The sequence below is a fragment of the Vibrio chagasii genome, from assembly GCA_041879415.1.
Taxonomy (GTDB): Bacteria; Pseudomonadota; Gammaproteobacteria; order Enterobacterales; family Vibrionaceae; genus Vibrio.
In genome coordinates this window covers 534,307-554,581 of the sequence record CP090852.1, presented here as the reverse complement: position 1 = coordinate 554,581, position 20,275 = coordinate 534,307, and the positions used below count along the sequence as shown (strand labels likewise).

The following is a 20,275-nucleotide window of genomic DNA, read 5'->3' as shown; positions in this document are numbered from 1 at the left end:
GAAACACCGCCGATAACGGCGGTGTTTACATTACTTGGCGACTTCCAGTTTCGATTCTATCTCAGATATATTGCTATTGAAGAATAAGGTTTGTGCAACCTTCAAAACCACCGGGTAGCCAGACTCTAAAATGGTTTCGTAGTAATACTCTTCTGCAGCTGCCGGGTTGCCTTTTGATTCCTCTAGCTTGGCCAATATGATGGTGGACATGACGTTGTAATCGTTTCTTGGTATTAACGTCATATAACGCTCAGCTTCATTCGGATTATCTTGTGTGAGGGAATAGGCGGCCAGTGCATCGTAAACTCGATAAGACGTTGGATTGATTCCCGCTGAAAGTAGTTTTTCCCCAAACCGATTATTCAACTTTTTGACAAGCTGTTCTTTTTGAGAGGACTTCAATAAAAAGATATCGGCAAGCTCATACAAGTAACGACTCGACATTAGAAAGTGGTTATCAGGCTCAAGCTCGTTGGCTTCGATGATTTTCTTTAAGGTGTCTGTTCTATCCAGAGTCATAAAGGTGAGGCCCAGAGACTCAAGTGCCAGTCTCAACGGTACTTCTTGTTTTGGAAGCTCAGAGATTTGCTGCTTTAAGATGGTTTTCTGAATGTCGATATTAAATGAGTCTAATAAGTCATCGAGCATCGTTCGCATCGTGCTGTGTAGAGAAGAGGCATCAATCAGGTAGTCTCGCCCTAAATGTTTGAAGTTAGAGATGCGATTAAAATAAGTGATATCGAGATACTCTCTGTCGCCCTCTGTTTTGCTTTTAAAACTGACCACGTTTGCCGAGTTAGGAACCAAGGATTCATCCACTATGATGCGAAAGTTTCGGTAGGTCGTAACATAGCTCATCAACTTATGGACAATACCGCGCATAAAGGCATTGTTTTTTAAATTCTCATCCACTCTAACGTAGATGTAACGGGGTTCGAGTGATAAGTAATGAACCGTAGCGTGTGCTTTATGCTCTTCAATGACTTGGTGATTAGTTACGGCATTCGACTTTGCGTCAGAATCCGAAGCGTGATTTCTGGAATACGCTCGCTCTGTGGTCACAAGGGTGGAGCTATCAATACTGTTGTACGATTTGTTCGGCGATTGGATCCACCACCAAAACACGCCAATGGCAATAACGATAGCGCTTGCAGCCAAAGCCCCGACGGCAACAACCAATGGGGAGGGTTTTGCGGTTTTTTCTTTAGGTTGAGCTGTTGATGAGGTTTGTGTCTGATGGCTTGAATTGGGCTGTTCGAAGTGTGTTGATGTGCCTGAGTCATTGCTTTTTGACTTTGCCAAGCTTGGTGTCGTGTTGGTTTGATTACCTTGAATGCTAGTGTCTTGTAGCGTGAAATTAGCGCTGCCTTTTCCACTTTCATTTAGGGCGCCATCATTACCTTGTTCAGCAGAAGGTTCACTCTGAGAAGAGCTAGTTTGTGGTGAGTGATCCTCTGTATCAATGGTGCTAGCTTCATCGATTGAAACGGTATTGACCTGCAATGATGGGGTAATTAGGACATTTTTTCGCACCTCGACATCAAGCTTGTACCCTCGTTTAGGGACGGTAATTATGTAGCCCATCGAATGTCGTTCAGCCGATTTCAAGGTTTTTCGCAGCTCAAAAATCGCTTGAGTAATCACTTGATCCGTCAAGATCGAGCCATTCCAAACCTCATTAATGAGCTCATCGCGTGAGAACACAATGTTAGGGTTCTGACAGAAGAAGTCTAACAACTTGGACAAACGATTATCGATAATCACGTCTTCATTATCCATGATGAGCTTGTCTTCATCTGGGATAAACAGCCACACGTCGAAAGAATATTGGATGCGCTCTTTTTTCATAAGTACCGATACTAAGTCTTTGTATTAAAATTACTTTAGTAGACAAGTATGGGCAATTCAATGAACCAATGTTCAATAGTGATAGGTGTGCGTGCTTTTGACGCAGCCATACGCTGACTACGAACTATATATTTAATATTGAGAATTATTCGCATTTATTGATCTAAGCGAAAGAACCGATTAGATTGTGTCGTTAATATTAGGAACAACATGATTCTTTTGAGGTATTTATGAGTACAGTCGTTGTATGGGGAGCGGGTAGTGGCTTGGGCGCAGCAATGGTCGAGCACTTTCATCAACAAGGTTTTGAAGTGATCGCGATTGCTAGAAACCCAGAAAAGAACCCACGCTTGGCTATCCTTGGAGTAACAACACTGAGCTGCGATGCGATCGACAAGCAACAAGTTGAGAATACGGTGGCTGAGTTGCCGAAATCGGCGTTGGTGATTTCAAGTATGGGCAGTTTTAGAGCGGATGTGCCAGTTGACTATATTGGTCACCGGTATGTGATTGATGCTCTGGAAACGAATGACATTAAGCGCTTTGTATTGGTGACGTCTTTAGGTTGCGGTGATTCATGGCAATACTTGTCAGAGCGCTCTAAGAAAGGATTTGGCGCTGCCGTTCGTGAAAAATCGTTGGCGGAAGCGTGGTTAATGTCGAGCTCGTTGGAGTACACGATTTTACGTCCCGGTGGCTTGTTAGATGGTGAAGTGACGGGTAACGGTGAGCTTTCTCAAGACGTGGAAGTGCATGGCGTGATTTACCGACAAGAAGTGGCTCGCCTTATCGAAACCCTATTGGCAAATGACGCGAGTATCGGGCAAGTGTATCAGTGTATTGATCCTACCGTTGAGTATGGATAAAAGCCTGGTATTGTTTTCTGAAGGCATTCCCATCTGGTGAAAAGTTTTAAGGCCGTTTAGTCTCACTGAGCGGCTTTTCTTGTTTTTGTCCTCAACGACTTCCATTTTAAGCAAATGTGCCTGTTTCTTATATGAGAGTGCCGCTCTCTTAATCTAGATTAAGTTTTGCCTGTCTTATTCTCTGTAGTATCCGCGCAATCAGCCTCGCACTAGATGGGGCAATGGCGTAATACGATTGAATGAGGATTAGATTTGAGTACTTTGTTTGCAGAAACCCGCATTGGCACCATGACACTGAAGAACCGTTTTATGAGAAGTGCAACGTGGGAAAATATGGCGACTGAAGATGGTCATATGACAGATAAACTTTACGCTATCTATGAAGAGCTAGCTCAAGGTGAGGTTGGCTTGATCGTGACGGGTTACGCGAACATTGTTGAAGAAGAAAAGCCGAATGCTGGCATGATGGGTATGTATAACGACTCGTTTATCGATGAATACAAAAAGCTAACTCAGTTGGTGCATGACAACGATTCTAAAATCGTGATGCAATTGGCTTATGGCGGTACAAAAACCACGTATGACCTTGGAGAACGTGTGATCTTTGCACCGAGTGAGGTTCCTGAAAAAGGGACTCAAACACTGGGTAAAGCAATGACCAAAGAGGAGATTGACTACATTGTTGATGCGTTTGCCAAAGCGTCATCAAGAGCGAAACAGTCGGGCTTTGATGGTGTAGAAATTCATGCTGCTCACACATACTTGATCAACCAGTTCTTGAGTCCTTATTACAACCAGCGTGAAGATGAATACGGCGGTAGCTTAGAAAATCGCATGCGATTCTTGCTTGAGATCTACACGGCAACACGCAAGTTGGTTGGTGAGGATTTCCCTATCTTGGTTAAGCTGACGGCTTCTGAGTTTTTCGAGGGGGGCGTGACCTTCGATGAAACGCGTTTAGTGTGTAAAAAGCTTGAAGAAGTAGGCGTTGATGGCATTGTTGTTTCTGGCAACATTCATGGCAAAGCCGACACCATGATTGGCGAGTCACACGATGGATTTACTATCCAAGCTGAAGGTTACTTCCATGAATATGGCCACGCAGTCAGCCAAGACGTCGATATTCCTGTTATCACGGTGGGCGGCTTAACGGATTTTGATGCCATTGAAGAGATCGCCAACAATACAGGTATTGAGTACTTCGCACTCTCTCGACCTCTATTATCTGAACCTCATCTAATCAAACGCTGGAAAGAGGGCGACCGAAGCCCAGTTGAGTGTGAGAGATGTTCTAAGTGTCGTACTAAGCGCGGAAACTTCTGTGTGGTAAACAAAGATAGAAAGGTGCAGTTAGCTCGTATGTAGTTACTGAAGACGTGAGTTTAAACATGAGCTGGTGCTATAGTGCTGGCTCATGTTTTTCTTTTGCCACATGTACTGATATTTGAAACCTTATTAATCACATTTCTCTGTCAAATGAGTTGGAGTTAATGGGTACAATGCCCCAATAAACTTTTCAACAAAATTTTCCTCCTTGCCTGAGCATACTGTGAAATTACTTCCTCTTCTAAAGCAACCTCGAATCCACTGACGCTTCTTAGTTTTAGCGGCATTGCTATGATTTAAATATGGCATTCACTGTTCCTCCAAGCCTTTCTTGTGCCTATGGGGCGCTTGTTTGTGCATGTCTAGATCTTCAATGTCGAATCTTTTGATATTTAAACGAATAAAACTAACAAGTTAATCAGAGGTAGAAATGCAAAATAAGCATTGGTCTAAATTCGAATTGCTGCATGAGGTCGTCACCAATCCTAATATTCACATCAAGGGTCAACACAGCTATTACAGTGATTGTTGGGATAACGGATTTGAGCGTTCAGTTGTCCGTTATCTGCACGGTGACGAGGTTAGTCGCCAGTGGGAGCCTCGTTGGGAAATCGATGAGCTCTACATCGGGGATTATGTCTGCATAGGAGCCGAGGTTGTGATCCTTATGGGCGGCAATCACACCCACCGAATTGATTGGTTCTCTTTGTATCCATTTATGGATGTGATCGACGAAGCCTACATTGGCAAGGGCGATACTCATATCAAAGACGGAGTTTGGCTAGGGATGCGTGCCATGATCATGCCGGGTGTGACCATCGGAGAAGGAGCGGTTGTCGCTGCGAACAGCGTAGTAACCAAAGATGTGGAACCGTACAGTATTGTTGGTGGTTCTCCCGCGAAGTTAGTTAAACATCGCTTTGATAAGCCTGTTATCGAAGAGCTAACCTCAATGAAGATATACGACTGGCCACCAGAGAAATTTGAATCATTGAGACAGTATTTGTGTGATTCAGATTTATCTAACTTAAAGCAGGCAATCACTGATTATGACAAGGGATTGTAAGGAACAACTAAAAACACGGGTTTACGTATAAAGATCTTTGTCATATTTATCTTGAAAAATACGTTAAATCAGTTCGTTACCTTGCAATACCCAACATGGTGTACCAATCTTATTTCATAAGCATGGATAAGGATTGTGTATGCCTGTAACGTCAGTAAAAAACAAAGGGGTAGTAAGGAAAGTCTTACTGCCTTCTTTACTTATTAACCTCTTGTCATTAGCCGTTCCATTAACGGTTCTCCAGATCTACGATCGCATTCTTCCCAATCAAAGCTATGGTACGGCCACACTGCTATTAGCAGGGGCGACACTAGCTGCAGGCATGGAAGCACTCATACGTTTTGTGCGTACATGGCTTTTGTCTGCGGCGGCCAGCAATACAGAAAAAGCCACTTACCAAACTTTGGTTGAAAGGGTGACGACTGCATCATCAGGTCACCTTCGTAAGCTCGGTGTAGGCGGTGTCGAAGAGGGACTAGGATCGGTATCCAAAGTTAAGAATTGGTATTCTGGTGGAATAATCTCTGGCTTCATCGACTTGCCTTTCGCATTGATCTTTCTAGGGCTGGTGGCTTATATCGGCGGTGAGCTAGTGGCGATACCTTTGGCAGTTTGGCTTATTACGCTTGGTATTGTTTGGCTGTCTTCTATCCGCGTGAAAAGTTTAAGTGAAGAAGCTTCTAAAGATGAGCAGGAGAGAAAAGCCTTCTTGATCCTTCTTAGCCAAACCATTCAGGGTATTAAACGTCAGGCTGTTGAATCTCGAATTTTTAATCAGTTTAAATCGCTTAATAATGTCCGCTCTCAATCCAAAGCCAAAGAAGAAGAGCAGAATGCCTTCGCTCAAGAGTGTATTCAGCTTGCCGCACTCGCGACTTCTGTGTTGTTGGTGATTATCGGGAGCTTGTGGGTACTGGATGGTCAATTAACTACTGGTGGGTTAGCAGCATGCTCCATCTTATCGGGTAGAACTGTGGCGCCGCTTAGCGCTCTGGTTGGGGTTCGAATCAAGCTTAATTCAATCCATAGTGCCAATCAGGCAATTGAAAAGTTAGGGGACTTGTCACTGTCTGAGTCTGCGGTTTCTGAGCTTAATTTCTCTGACTTTGAGACTTTAGAAATCAAGCAAGCCACCGTTGAAAGGTATGGTGAACTCGCCAGTGCGGACGTGACGCTGAATAAAGGTGAGCTGGTGTTGTTAGAGAGTGAAGATCGCCACATCAATAGTCACTTACTGTCTTCGATAGCAGGGATTGATGATTTAGCCGCGGGTGAGTGCTTCATTAATGGTGAAGCCGTTTCTATTGCTTCTGTCGCTCAAGTTACAGCTTACTGCGGGGTTAAAGGGCAGTTAGTCTCAGGTACGATTCTGGACAATTTGTGTGGATTTGATCCTGAGAGAACACAAAGCGCCAATGATTATGCTGAGCGCTTAGGATTAACCAAAGAAATTACCCGTTTACCTGATGGGTTAGAAACACAAATCGGTCATACAAATGCCTCTTTGTTGAGTATGGGCAACATTAAAATGCTCAATATTGCGGCTCAATTAGCGAGTGGCAAGCCCGTTATCATGCTAGAAAGGCCGGATTCATCGCTCGATCTCAATGCTCTCGGTAATCTGGTCAAGGTGCTGGAAGAAGAAGTATTGGCAGGGCGCACCATATTGATGGTGAGCTATCATGCAAAACTTCGCGAAATAGCGAGTCGAACAATTACAGTAGAAAACGGTTCGATTGCCGAAGACAGTTCTAATAAGCAGGAGGTCATTGCATGAATCGTTTAGATGCTAATCGCCATGGCGAAACAGACGGTCAACATGAGCCGATGAACCGACTGGAAACTGAAAGCCTTTCTGTACTCAAGGCGTTGGAAGTAAATGCGAATATCCAACTGTTCGCTAGTCAATGGGTTGATGAGAACGGCATTGAATCAATAGATGATATGTTTGCCCTGTTTGATAGGCTTGCATTGCCATATCGCTTAGTTGCTAACCTAGATGAGGTGGGCGATCACAAATTAGTTCTCCTAGTTCTTAGTGAAAGTGAATTGGTTTCTGGTCACTTGGAGTCAAAACAGTTTGTGGCTGTTGATGGCAATGAAGACGTTTCAGAGGTTCCTCAATTTTGCATTGTGATCGAAGGGGCGCCATTGGAGAAGGCTTCTCCGGATTGGGTTGGTGAACGGTTACATGCTTTCCGTCCTATCATTCCTAAATTGCTCTTGGTCAGCTTTATCACCAATCTATTTGCTCTCGCAGTGCCATTTATCACGATGTCGATCTATGACCATGTAATTGGTGGCGATGCTGGGCACGAACTGCAAGGAATTGCCATTGGTGCCGCTTTGTTGTTTGTGATGATGGGTTGGTTAAGAACATTGCGCAGTCGAGTGTTTGCTTCTGTGTCCAACCGAGTCAGTCGCGAGATATCTCAATCCCTTGTGCAGCGACTATTAAGAAATAGCTATGCTCAAAATCAGCAAACTGCCTCGTCTAGTCAACAAAACCAAGTGATGTTATCTGAGCGCATTTCAGGTGTGTTATCAGGACCACTCGGTAATGCGTTGTTTGATTTACCTTTCATTGCCATTTTTGTCCTGGCGATAGGAGTGCTAGGTGGATGGCTAGTACTGGTTCCAATAGTCTCTTTAGTTTTGTATTACCTGTTAGCTAAGCGTTCGATACGTTCGAGTAGTAAGCGGTCAATGCAATCGACGGTAGCCGGCACGAATCGTCAAAACATGACTAATGAGTTGACGTCTAAGCTTGCTTTTATTCGTAGTGCCGGGTTTTCGGAACACTGGATTCAACGTTTCCAAAAGGCCAATCTGCTTGCCTCTACGGTGACATTTAATCAATCGGTGCTGCAAAGTCGATACACCTCGATTTATTACTTTATTGGAGTGGGTTCAACACTGGCTGTTATGGGCTTAGGTATTGGACTTATTTTCGAGCAAGTGATGACGCCCGGTGGTTTGATTGCATCAATGATGTTGATTTCCAAAGTGACTGGGCCTGCGCAGGTGCTGGCAAACAGTGCGATGCGTTTTAATAGCTTTAATCAATCTAAGCTGCAGGTAAATCGTATTCTGTCTCAGCCGTCTGAACGTGAATTCAGTTACCAGCATCATCCATTGCCAATGGTTGCTCCGAGCTTGAAGTTAGATCAAGTGACTCTCCGATATCCTAAACAGAGTCGCCCTGCATTGAATGGGGTAAGTTTTGATGTTGAAGCGGGGGATATTGTCGCGATTACAGGCCCTTCAGGCAGTGGTAAATCGACATTAATTGAAGTGTTGTCTGGTTTACAGCCTATTCAGAACGGCATGGTAGAGCTTAAAGGGGTAAACCTTGCTCAGTACGATCCGCAGCTCTATCGGCACTGGTGTTTCATTCGCGCGGCTTACCCCGACTTACTGACATTGAGTATTCGAGAGTGGTTGAGCGATGGACATAAAGTGGAGGAGCAGAAAATGATATCAGCCATTGATATGGTTGGCGGCAAGCGCTGGTTCTCCACATTACCAGATGGCTTAGATACCTCTATCAGTAGCATCCAACCGGATAGCCTGTTTGACATGTTGTCAGGCACTGTCGCTCAGATCCTCATTGACGCCAAAGCTTTGGTGTATGACTACCCGATGTTCCTAATGGATAACCCGGTACCAGATGGCCATCCCAATGCTAAACGTGTATTCGGTGAATTCTTAGCGACGAAGAAAGGAAAAGCAACGGTGATCTATACATCGCATGATCCAGACTTGATTAAGCTCGCTGATAAAGTCGTGGTGTTAGACGAGGGTGCTGTGGTTTATGCCGGTCCTTTGGAGCAGCCATCAGAGTCTCAAGAGCAGCAGTTATCTGACACACAAGAGTTACCAAAGCAAAAAGTAGAGTCAAAGCAAGGAGTCGCTAATGGCTAAAAAACCTATCGAGACTGGCAAGCGTTACGGTGAGCTTGTTGAATCACAAAATACAGCTCGAACATTGGCGCTGGCGACATGGTCAGTTGCCTTGTGTGTTATCGCTTTTGTTACTTGGTCTGTGGTTACTCAAGTGGATGAAATCGCAAAAGCAAAAGGTGCGGTGATTCCTGAAGGGGAAAAGCAAGTATTACAAAGCGCCATTGGCGGTAAGTTGAAGCAAATTCTCGTTAAAGAAGGTCAACTGGTAGAGAAGGGGCAGCCGCTTGTTGAGTTTGACGCGACCTTCCAGCGTACAGCACTCGAAGAGTTGAAATCACAACAAGTAACCTTGCTTGCGAGTATCGAGCGTATGAACGCTTTGCTAGATAATCGTGAACCGAATTTTGGGGAATTTGAAATTGATTTCCCGGAGATCGTTAGCCAACAAAAAGCGCAATTAAATGCACAAAAAGGCCTCTACTATCAAAAACGCATTGTGTTGGAAAAGGACAGTGAGCAGATAGCAGAGCAGCTTCGTGTCGTAGAAAAGTCTCTACCTAGCTACGACAAAGAGCTAAGTGCCACTAAGCAAGAACTGAACATCTTAGAAAAAGGTTATAAGGCCGGGAACATCTCTCGTTTACGTGTGCTTGAAATGCGTCAGAAGTTGGCCAGCATAGAGCAGAAAATTGAAGAAGCTCGCGGCAAGAAGTCGGTTCTGATTAAGCAGGCAGACAGCAATGAGCAAAAAATCGAACAACTTCTTGCTGAGGCCAAAGCAAAAGTCAGTGACGATCGATCCAAAGCAGTATCAGATTTGTCAGCTCTTAATGCACGAGTGCGTTCAAGCCAAGCGAAATTGACAAACACCATGTTAGTGTCACCGCTACAAGGCTTAGTACAAAGCCTGCCAAGTACGCAGAACGGCGGCGTTATTCAACCGGGCGGGACTGTGGTTGAGATTGTTCCTGTTGGCGGTAAAGCCGATTTTAAAGCTCGTTTATCTCCGAGAGATATTGGTTTCGTGAACGTAGGCCAGCCAACTCGAATCAAGATTGATGCGTTTGATTACAGCCGTTTTGGTGCCTTAAAAGGTGAGGTTGAGAGTATTTCACCAACCACAAGTCAAAGTGAGCGCGGTGAAATCTATTATGAGGTTGTGGTGTCTGTGGAAACGCCGTATTTCCGTGACAACCCTGAAAGCTTTTCAATTCTTCCTGGAATGACGGGAGAGGTAGATATCACGACGGGCGAGAAGTCGGTGTTCCAATACCTTTGGAAGCCGATCTATACCAATATCAGTGTTGCATTTGGTGAAAGGTAACTCGAAGAATCACAACTGTTCTTAGTTCAGAATTATATAAGAAACAACCATTAAAAAGGGAGCACATGGCGTGCTCCCTTTTGTTTTCTTCACTAATGATTAATCACCCAGCATTAGTTATTTGGATCTATGTCTGGTAGTCCATCTACGTCGTGGTGATGATGGTGCTCATCATCTTGGTTGTGGTTATTGGCTGCATCATGGTGTTCAAGTGCATCCGACATATCTAAATGCGTTTGATCGTAATCTACCGCATGTTGCTCGTCGACTTGTGCAAGCACGATGTCCATATCTGCGGGTTGATCGTGCCCTGTGGTAGGCGATGCATTCGGCTGAATACCTAGGGCATCCAAATAAGCCGCAGCACCCTGGTGATCTGTTTTTTGGTCTGGCTCCTGATGAGCATGCTGAGATAAATCTAGAGAAGTGTCTTCACTTACAGTAAACGTGAAGTCCTCGTGAGAGGCGATCTCTGGCTCGTCATGCTGAACTGGCGGTGGTGGAGGTGGAGCAGGGTGAGATGCGTGGACAATAGGTGTGATCGTCATATCAACAACCTCAGTTCCAATCGTAAGCTTGCCACTATGCCCTGGTCCATGACTGAGTATCTGAACATTCACGTGGGCAACCACCTCATCCTGATTGGTCCCTTGCAGCGCGATTTCGAACTTATCTTCATGCTGACCAATACCTGAAGCACTGCCATGTGGTCCCGTGTGGACTTGTGCTTGCTCTTGGTAATGTAAGTGACCGGTTTGAGGGTCAATGGTTAACGTTCCATATTGCCCATGATGGCTTGTTACATACTGACCATTAGGTAGGTGGATACGCCAACCGTTTTGCGCCGATGGGACAGGCGTTTGAGATGGGACAAGAGGTGGAACACCAAGTGTACCGGACACTTGATGGCTACCAGATGGTGGTTTAACAACAATCGGCTCTGGGATTGCACTGGCGGCAACACCTTGGCTACCCGCTGTATTTCCGTGTTCGTCTGTCATGGTGACTTGCACTTGAGAGCCTGGGTTTACTTCAATTTGTAACCCATGCTGGAGTGAATGGGCATCTAGTACGTGATCTTGTCCATTAACAACGAGATGTTCGCCAACCTTAGCATCACCCGGTGGGGTAATTGTCGCAGTGACTGTATTGGGGTGCCCGTGGGCTATTTCTGCTTTGCTGTAAAGCCCATCGGGTCCAGGGTTTTCAAAGGTAATTGTCGGCAGGCTAACATGAGTATCAACGCTGAATACCTGGGAACCTGTCGTCGCACTGCCAACATTTCCTACGGCATCGGTGGTTATAATGGTGGCTTCTATTGAGTGTATCGAGCCAGACTGGCCATTTGCATAGCTAGTATGAATATTGGCATGTTCCAATACATTACCAGCCACTGGAATAGAAAAATGTCCACTCGAATCAACTGAGCCTGTGAGTGATGAAATAGTTGCACCGTTTATCTTTAAGCTGACAATATCACCTGCTTGGTAATCGCCAGTTACTGTTCCGGTTATCGCGATAGTTTGACCAGACTCAAGAGCATTGAGCACGTTATCTTGTGTCACTGAGTCAACTGCGATATGTGGAATCGGACTCTGCGTATCAATCAGCAGATGGGTCGAAATGCGAGGCGTCGAATTGCCTGCCGTATCAACGGTACCGACTTGTATTGAGTAGTCGCGATCGGTCGCCATTATGTTTTGATGTATAGAAGTACCTAGAGTTAATGACCACGTGCCATCTGTTTTTACCGTTGCATCATAAAAGTGTTTATTGCCGATGACGACATAGACGACATCCCCTGGTGCTATGTTGGATGTCGTGCCGGTGATCACTAATGGTTGATTGTTCTCTGCTGCATTTAACGCATTGTCCTGCGATATCGGGTTTACTGTGATTGTGCCGGGAGTGGTGTCCAAGGTGAAGCTAAAGTGCGTCACTGGCGATACGTTGCCTGCGATATCAGTCTGTCTTACCTGTAGGTCATTAACCCCCTCAACTGGATTGAACACAGCTGTCCAAGTGTGCCCGCCGTCATTCGAGTATTCTACTTTTGCACCAGCTTCAGTTTGAATTGTAAGTTGAGAGTCTTTAGTGATTAAGTCTGGGGTGTTAACCGAGTGTCGCCCAGTGTCGTTGCGCAAAGAGACCGCTGGCGCAGCAATCGTATTATCGAGTGTGAAAGTCACCGAAGTATCAGGGGATATATTTCCTGCTGCATCAGTTTGTCTCACGCTAACCGTATTTGAGCCTTGTTGAGGGGTGAAACTCGGTGTCCATGTGTGTCCGTTGTCGGTCGAGTATTCAACGGTTGCGCCTGTCTCTTGTCCAGTGATAGTCAATGAACCATCGCTAGTAATCAAATCAGACGAATTGCTTCCTGTGTCATGGGTTAACGAGACTTGTAGCGGCGCGACAGTAACATCTGCACTCGGCGCGATAGCGTTTGTGACAGTTGATGTATTACCATTCTGGTCAGTAATACTTGCTGTAATTGATGCCCCTGGTGCGACTTCTATGTTGACGGATTTAGCCAAAAATTCAGCGTCGGTGATATGGTGAGAATGTCCGTTAATTGTCAGCGTATCTTTTGGATGTGCATCAGAAGGTAAGTGAATTGTACTGGTAATGGTACTCGCAGCTCCTGATGCAACTTCGGCTGCGTTATAAATGTTATCCAAGCCGGTGCTTTCAAAACTGATAGTAGGCGCGGATGCATGAGTATCAACGATGAAACGATCAAAAGTGCCTGCGTAACCAGATGCGGTGCTATTGCCAGCTTTGTCAGTTGCTTGAATATATGCTGTGTAACTTTGGTCTGGCAAATTAGTTGCGTCAACCGTGTAACCACCTTTTCCATCTAGTGTCGCGTGTAAGGTTTCAATAATGGTGCTTCCGCTTTTGATGACGATGTCAACGCTGGTGGTATCTAGAGAAACCGTACCGCTAAATGTTGGCTGATGGGTAGTCTCTGTTTTTAAGTTGACCTTTGAAATGGTTGGCGCTGTGTAGTCAACTTCAACGGGTAGGGACGCACTACTTTGGTTACCTGCTACATCGGTAGAAGACACTGTTAAAGTATGTTTACCCTCAGCAATATCCGATGTGGTCAGCTGATAAACACCACTGCTATTAGCTGTTCCAGTAGCAATCACTTTCCCTGTTTCGTCGGTAATGGAAATTGCTGAGTTTGCTTCAGCCATACCGGTGATTATCGGGGTATGAATGTTCGTAAGATCGTCGGTTGTAGACACTCCCGAGTCAGTTGACGCTTTCAAATCAATGGAAGGCGTAGCGGTTTGATCATCATAAGTAAACGTTAGAGATGTCGGAGTGGATACATTTCCTGCGGCGTCAGTTTGTCTCACGCTGACCGTATTTGAGCCTTGTTGAGGGGTGAAACTTGATGTCCATGTGTGTCCGTTGTCGGTCGAGTATTCAACGGTTGCGCCTGTCTCTTGTCCAGTGATAGTCAATGAACCATCGCTAGTAATCAAATCAGACGAATTGCTTCCTGTGTCATGGGTTAATGAGACTTGAAGCGGTGCCACTACAGTATCAACATGCAATGGAAGAATGGATGATGTTGATGGTAAAACTGAAGAAGGCGCTAAGGCTTTGGCAGAAAGATTATGAGCGCCATTCGATAAGCTGCTTACCGCCACACTATACTGTCCCGAGCCATCAGATAGCGCATGTCCAATAGGTGTTGAGCCATCATAAATAGTGACTTGTGAGTAAGGAATATCCGTGTGCCCGGTGACTGTCGGTGTGCTGTCTTTAGTGAGGTTATCGGTATCGGAAGTACCAGTATCGCTAGATGTCGCTAAGTCGACGGTGACTGCATTATTTGGCGGAGTGTTTGTTCCTGCTGGTAAACTTGGTTGCGTTGTCGTTACCAGTGGATTGGAAGGCACAGAGGTTGAAATCGTCGGTGATTGTCCTGGCACAACTGAAACATGACCGTTGGCATCAAAAGTGATGAACTTCGATGACTCCCCGCCGTGATTGTCAGACACTTTTACTTCGAACACATCGGCGCCGTGATATGTGTGCGTAGTTGCGTTGTAACTCATCCCAGCAACCGAACCGTTGGCTGTATACACATACGCGCCCGAATCTGGGTCAACCGATAGCGAACCGAATTGACCTGTTGAATTGACGACAGAGAAGGTATGAGTGTCTTTCACGTCAACATCAGTTTCGGTCAGTGTACCTGTTGTTGGAGTTGTTTGGGTTACCGATAAAACGGGATCATCATTGGTGCCATTGATAGTGAGAGTAATCATATGTGGCGTGCCATCTTTAGATTGGATAGTGACGGTATCCGTGAGCGTTTCACCTGCGCCTAAACTTTGAACTTCAGACTTACGATTATCGATGTAATAGTGCCATCTTCCTTGTTGATCTATTTCTAACTCACCACCAAGTGCGGATCGGTAGGGTGCCCAGTTAGGATGTGTAGGAGCGCCGATGAGTGTGTGGTAGTCAAAACCTGATTCTCCTGCATCTGGGTCAACGGCTGTAAGGTGGCCTTTAGCTTCTAATTTATATGAATAATTGCCTTGTACAGAAGAGTGAACATTTTGGTCTTCGGTGACGGAACCCGAGTCCACGCCTGTGATGGTCGCTGCATCATTGACCGCTGCTAAGGTTGTGTTTGCCCCTGTGTGTGTTGTTCCCCCATGTGCATCATTAACGTCATAAGTGAAGTGCACTTGACCGTTGTAATTATGATCTGGCGTAAAGGTGAATGTACCATCTTTATTATCGACGATTGTTCCATGATCAGCATGTAAGTTATCAATGAAGAGCTTGCCAATATCATTGAGATCAACGTCGCTAGAGTTCGCTAGTAGTGTTGTTGAACTCAACACTTGAACTGAATCTTCTTGCCCTGTGGCCAGTTGTACCTGTGTCGAAACAATGGGAGCATCGTTAGTACCGTGGATAACGGCGGTTAGCTGCTGAGTTGTACCATCAGCACTTTGCACTGTAATGGTGTCTTGAATTTTCTGCCCAGCCCCTAGTTGGTCTATTTGAGGGTTGTTGTTGTCTGCCCTGAATAGCCATTGTCCAGAGGCATGAAGAATGAACTGACCAACATTGTTGTCACCATCGACCCACGTTCCGTTTGATTGTCCGTTGGTGGTGCCTGTTGCTCCTGTAGGAATAAAGAAATTTTGACCTGAATCTGGGTCATGCACGTGCAGAGTCATAGAATCGGAAGACAACATATGACCGCTCACTCTAACATCCTCAGTGACGTGAGAACGGTCTTCGGTCGTTAATTGTCCACTGATTTGTGCAGCGTCACTAACCGCATCAATATGCAATGTATTAGTTGTTTCTGCAGAGCTGGCATGTCCATCATTCACCGTGAACTTAAATTGAACATCACCGTTAAAGTTTGGGGCAGGGACAAACTGAAGCTTAGTGATATCGGAGGCTATGATGCGCTGACCTGCGGTGATATCGTGTCCATCGAGTACAAACTTACCTTGAGCCGCTGTTGGCAGGTCAGTGATCGCGATGGAATGCAGCGTATCGCCTGTATCGACGTCGGTGAATCCGAACTGACTCGCCTGCATTTGATAGTTTATATCTTCCGTTCCATTGCTTAGAGCCACCTTGGTAACTGTCGGTGCGTCGTTGGTTCCGACGACATCAATATTTAAGTCGTAGGCAGTACCATCGAAGCTGTGCACTCGATAGGTGACCGTTTCAACTTGCCCTTGCGCTAGATGTTGAAGTGCCGCGTTGTCGACGCTATATCCCCAATTACCCGCACTATCAATTCGAAGCATGCCACCAAACGGATCGTGAATTCGAGTCTCACCAAATTGGCTGTATTGGAACTTATCTTCGCCGCTGTCTAGGTCGATGACTTGAAGTTGGCCGTTGGCTAATTCAGTCGTGGTGCCGTTGTTGTGCGTTGCATGTGGTCCATCCTCAATAACCCTTCCAGTGGTCACTTCAGAGATAATGGCTTTGTCAGGGGTAGCTGCGAGAGTAGTATTCGCGCCAGTGTGGGTGGTACCGCCATGCGCGTCTTTCACATCGTAAGTGAAATGAACTTGGCCGTTATAGTCTTTGACTGGCGTGAAAGTATAGGTTCCATCGTGGTTGTCTTGGATCGAACCGTGATCAGCATGTAAATTAGCGATAGTGAGCTTGCCTGCATCGTTGGCGTCTACGTCAACTGTATTTGTCAATAACTCGGTTGCTGTGATGGTTTGAGCTAGATCTTCCTTGCCTGAATTGAGCTGTACTTCAGAAGCGCAGTAAGGGCGGTCATTACTACCGTGAATCGTAATGACAATATCGTGCGATGTACCATCTTTAGAAAAAACGGTGATGGTGTCAGTTAGAGTTTGATTTTCACCAAGCTGGTCGATGGTTGTTCCTCGGGTGCTTGTGAGACCACCAGTGCTACGAATTTGCCCCGTATCAGCGTGATAAAACCAAGTTCCGTCTTTTCGTAGAAGTAGGTCGCCATATTGGCCAGCGTAATTAAAACCAAGTCCGTGTGTATCAAACTCCGCCTCACCTGTGTCTGTGTCGGCAATAGTAAGCTTGCCACTGGCGTCAATTGTACTTCGAACCAAGTGAGCCATGCCTGGTTGGGCATAATCTGGGGACATGTCCTGTCCAGCATTACCTTCGGTTACGTTACCCGTGTCGACACCGCCAATAACGGCAGAGTTATTAACCCCTGTAATCGTAATTGAGAGGTTTTGAGTGCTGCTCGCATTATGTTCGTCTGTGACTGTTACGGGAACAGTCAGCGTTTTCGTGACTCCTGATGCTAACGATTGATAGCTAGAGTGAGCAGGATTGAAACTATAACTGCCGTCCGGATTAACCACTAAACCATCAATCTGCGGTGCGCTGTAAGTCAAGGTCGCACCGGTATCTATATCTTGGCCAACCATTTGTCCATTTAGAACACTTCCACCTTCAGTCACTGAGTGAGACTGTGCATTGATGGTAGGGGCATCGTTGGTACCATGAACCGTAAGCTCTATCGTGTGCGTAGTACCATCCGCTGAACGTATAACGGCAGAATCGTGTTTAACTTCACCTTGCGCTAAGTTCTGTATGTTGCGGTTGTCGAGAGTATAGATGTAGTGGCCATCGCGCATAAGCAGTATATGACCACCTAACTTGGTGTCGTAGCCAATACCTTGATAGGTTTGTGGGCCGATATTTGGATCAAATTGAGCTTCACCCGCATCAGGGTCTTGGATGTCTAACTTGCCGTCGTAATGTAGTTGGTAGTGGGTATCTATGTAACCACGATCTTCAGTTACTCCCCTTAAGTCTGCATTGGTTTGTGCGTCGGTAATAATCGCGTTATCAGGAGTTGCGGTAAGGTCAAACTTAGCTTGAGTACTAACGCTACCACCATGGCCGTCAACGACATCATAGGTGAGTCGAATCTCACCATTGAAATCTTTGTCTGGCGTGAAGGTATAAGTGCCGTCTTTGTTGTCGACCAGATGTCCGTGAGTAGCTTGCAGATTCGTCACATGCAAAACATCGCTACTATCAACATCGTTTGCATGCGTTAGCAAATCAGAAGCTTTTATGGTTACAGGTTGATCTTCTTTGCCCGCAGGAAGCTGAGTCCACGCACTGACAATCGGTTTGTCGTTACTACCTTGCACATCGATAACGATTTTATGAGGGACTGTTGCTCCAGCTGAGTCGGTAGCAGTGATCCAGAATTGTTCTGACTGATGTTCACCACTCGCTAGCTTATCTGCAGCACCACCGGCTAAATTGTCGAGCTGATAGTGCCAATGACCATTCTGATCAATCGACAACGTTCCCCATTGGCCTTGGGGTTGATTGATTGCCCATGTGATAGTGTCAGACTTATCTATATCAGTTGCGATTAAACTCCCTGTCGCATCGGGGTTTCCTGCGGTGTTCAAGCCCTGCTCGATGACTGCACCACTTGAGGTTCCTGAGATGGTAGGGCGGTCATTGGTACCATTAATTGTGACGGTAACTTGATGCGGTGTTCCATCTGCCGAATGCACGGTAACCGTATCGGTGGCCGTCGCGCCTTTGCCCAAGGCTTGCACTTTAGGATTGGTGTTATCGAGGTCGTAAGTCCACGCACCATTGTCTTTGAGGTGGAGCGTGCCCAAAGCACCAGTAACATCAGTATTTGAGAAGTGCGCTTCACCGGTATCGACGTCAGTAATCGTCAATGTGCCGGACGTTTGAAGTTGAGATTCCTCCGTTACAGCGCCGGAGTTTGTACCACCAATCACAGCTTTATCGTTAGTTCCGTTAACAGTAACTGTGATTTGATGTGGCGTGCCGTCTGCCGAATGTACGGTAATCGTATCAGTGGCCGTGGCGCCTTTGCCCAAGGCTTGCACGGTTGGGTTGGTGTTATCGAGATCGTAGGTCCATGCTCCATTATCTTTGAGGTGGAGCGTACCTAAAGCACCAGCAACATCAGTATTGGAGAAGTGCGCTTCACCAGTATCAACGTCAGTAATCGTTAACGTTCCGGATGTTTGAAGTTGAGATTCTTCCTTTACTGCACCTGAGCTTGTGCCACTAATCACGGCTTTGTCATTGGTACCGTTAACTGTGACCGTGATTTGATGTGGCGTGCCGTCTGCTGAATGAACGGTAACCGTATCGGTGGCCGTCGCGCCTTTGCTCAGGGCTTGCACTTTTGGATTGGTGTTATCGAGATCGTAAGTCCACGCACCATCTTTGTCGATGGTTAATGTACCTAGATGGCCATTAACTTGAGACGCTTGAAAATGATCTTCTCCAAGATCTGGGTCTGTTACTGAAAGCTGGCCCTGTACCTGAGTTGTTAGGTCTTCTATAACTGAGCCTGTGTCCACACCTGTGATAACCGCATTGTCATCGTTGCCACCAATGGTCATGTCGATGGTTTGTGGTGTGCCATCTTTCGTGTGGATTGTGAAACTTTCATGCAGTGACGTCGCCCTGGTTAACGCTTGAACGTTGGAAAGCGAGTTGTCTACTTGATATTGCCAGTGCCCATCCGCGTCTATGGTTAATGAGCCATATTTACCTGAGATAACTTCTGGGGTTACTGAGCTTTCATTTTGGTCTGGGTCAATGACGTCAATCTTACCGTTTGCATGGAGTAAACCTTGTGAATCGACATTGTGATCTTCGGTAACGATCCCTGCTAAATCACCAGAAATACTTGGCAAGTCTTGCTTACCCGTTACCGGTATCTGAACAACGATGCTCGCGCCATTAGATAGGTGTAACGCAAAGTGATCGGTGCCTTGTTGGTGTTGGTTAAGCAAGATGTATTGAGGTGAGTTGGGGTTTAATACGAACGTGTATTGGCCGTTTACATCGACATGAAGCTCTCCGTACGTCCCCTTGATCACTTCTGGAATAAAAGTGACGGGTGTAGTTGGTGTAGGAGGCGTGTTTGAATGAGTTGGCTGACCGTTACCTCCTGCTGAAATGGTTGGCATGGAGACGGAAGGGATGTAGTGAACCTGTGGGTGTGAAAGCGTCGATAGGTGATGAGAAGGAACTAAATGCGTGTTTGCCCCATGAGGTGCCTGACTTTCAGTGGTATCAGGGATTTCTTGGCTCTCATTTTTTTGAATATTTTGATGAGTAGCTTCTAAGGGGGCTGCATTGGTGTGTTTATCGACGATGTCTTCATCTGCAACACTATTCGTCGCCGCTAAATCCATGTCATGAGAAGAATCACCTGACCCCTCGGTAGCTTCAGCGTGCCTAGCCAATGATGGTAAGATCATCATGAGAGACTGGAAGAGTGGGATGTTAACCCTCAGGTGTGAATGTAGTCTGAGCTTTTTATTTTTTGTTGTTTCTTTTGGCTTTAGCTCGCTGCTTTTTTCATTCTCTATTTTTGTATTTTTCTTGTGTGTTTCGACGTTGTTGTTTTTA

Annotated in this window: 8 protein-coding genes; 6 read left to right on the top strand and 2 right to left on the bottom strand. The window is 45.8% G+C overall.

Annotated elements, in window-relative coordinates; translation table 11 throughout:
• Nucleotides 1–30: 30 nt before the first annotated feature.
• The gene (locus L0991_16445; protein ID XGB65120.1) at nt 31–1,848 is read right to left on the bottom strand and encodes a winged helix-turn-helix domain-containing protein; all 1,818 of its coding nucleotides are present in this window, start codon (nt 1,846–1,848) and stop codon (nt 31–33) included.
• 230 nt (nt 1,849–2,078) lie between these two features.
• Here L0991_16445 and L0991_16440 point away from each other — a divergent pair, with 230 nt between their 5' ends.
• From L0991_16440 to L0991_16415, 6 genes are all read left to right on the top strand, one after another.
• Nucleotides 2,079–2,714, top strand: a complete 636-nt coding sequence (locus L0991_16440; GenBank protein ID XGB65119.1) for an SDR family NAD(P)-dependent oxidoreductase — start codon at nt 2,079–2,081, stop codon at nt 2,712–2,714.
• Nucleotides 2,715–3,023: 309 nt separating this feature from the next.
• Nucleotides 3,024–4,079 carry an NADH:flavin oxidoreductase gene (locus L0991_16435; protein ID XGB65468.1) on the top strand — a complete coding sequence of 352 codons (1,056 nt, stop codon included), beginning with the start codon at nt 3,024–3,026 and terminating at the stop codon, nt 4,077–4,079.
• A 391-nt stretch (nt 4,080–4,470) separates the two neighbouring features.
• Nucleotides 4,471–5,106, top strand: coding sequence for a CatB-related O-acetyltransferase (locus L0991_16430; protein ID XGB65118.1), 636 nt, complete (start codon nt 4,471–4,473; stop codon nt 5,104–5,106).
• A gap of 139 nt (nt 5,107–5,245) precedes the next feature.
• Nucleotides 5,246–6,883 (top strand): ABC transporter ATP-binding protein, encoded by a 1,638-nt coding sequence (locus L0991_16425; protein XGB65117.1) that lies wholly within the window; start codon nt 5,246–5,248, stop codon nt 6,881–6,883.
• Nucleotides 6,880–9,030, top strand: coding sequence for an ATP-binding cassette domain-containing protein (locus L0991_16420; protein ID XGB65116.1), 2,151 nt, complete (start codon nt 6,880–6,882; stop codon nt 9,028–9,030). Before L0991_16425 ends, L0991_16420 begins: the two co-directional genes overlap by 4 nt.
• Nucleotides 9,023–10,336, top strand: coding sequence for an HlyD family type I secretion periplasmic adaptor subunit (locus L0991_16415; protein XGB65115.1), 1,314 nt, complete (start codon nt 9,023–9,025; stop codon nt 10,334–10,336). Before L0991_16420 ends, L0991_16415 begins: the two co-directional genes overlap by 8 nt.
• 113 nt (nt 10,337–10,449) lie before the next feature.
• Here L0991_16415 and L0991_16410 read toward each other — a convergent pair whose 3' ends face one another.
• Nucleotides 10,450–20,127 (bottom strand): VCBS domain-containing protein, encoded by a 9,678-nt coding sequence (locus tag L0991_16410; protein ID XGB65114.1) that lies wholly within the window; start codon nt 20,125–20,127, stop codon nt 10,450–10,452.
• Between the last annotated feature and the right edge of the window lie 148 nt (nt 20,128–20,275).